The organism is Rhodovibrio sodomensis (assembly GCF_016583645.1).
Lineage (GTDB): Bacteria > Pseudomonadota > Alphaproteobacteria > Kiloniellales > Rhodovibrionaceae > Rhodovibrio > Rhodovibrio sodomensis.
Genome location: NZ_NRRL01000299.1, coordinates 1 through 699 on the forward strand (window position 1 = coordinate 1; position 699 = coordinate 699).

Sequence of the window (699 nt, forward strand, 5' to 3'; positions counted from 1 at the left end):
CGACAGTAGGGTCCGTCGGCTCGTCTGCATGCCTTTGGATGCCCTTCAAAAGGTGTCTATGGGCGGATGGCACGTTTACTTTGAACAAATTTGAGTGCTCAAACCAGGCCGATGTCGCCTGAAAAGTTTTGCATGGAATAATGGAATAGGACTTCGGTTCTATTTCGTTGGTTTTCGGATCCGAAGTAATGATCAAAAGAGACAGACAGGCTGAAAGGTGACACCACCGCCACGCCAACTCGAGCATGACCTTGCTTCGCTCGGTGCCCCTTGCCCAGGCATGGCAGGCGACAGTGATACCGAGATCCAACTACGAGCTTTTTAACTGCAGCAACTTTAATATACGCTATTGGAGCTGGAGTTACCGCGGCTGCTGGCACCAGACTTGCCCTCCAATTGATCCTCGTGAAAGGATTTAGAGTTCACTCATTCCGATTACGGAGCCTCAATAAGAGTCCCGCATCGGTATTTTTCGTCACCACCTCCCCGTACTGGGAGTGGGTAATTTGCGCGCCTGCTGCCTCCCTTGGAAGTGGTAGCCGTTTCTCAGGCTCCCTCTCCGGAATCGAACCCTGATTCCCCGTTACCCGTTATCACCATGGTAGGCAGGTCACCTACCATCGAAAGTTGATAGGGCAGACATTTGAAGGACCCGTCGCCGACGCAAGGCCGACTGCGATCTGTAACAATTATCCAGAG

Annotated in this window: 1 protein-coding gene and 1 rRNA gene; both read right to left on the minus strand. The window is 52.1% G+C overall.

From position 1 onward, the window contains the following. Positions 1 to 310: hypothetical protein (locus CKO28_RS28185; protein ID WP_207168974.1), on the minus strand; the 310-nt coding region annotated here is incomplete at its 3' end. Between the two features lie 33 nt (positions 311 to 343). Next, positions 344 to 699 (minus strand): 16S ribosomal RNA (locus tag CKO28_RS27850); the annotation flags it as partial.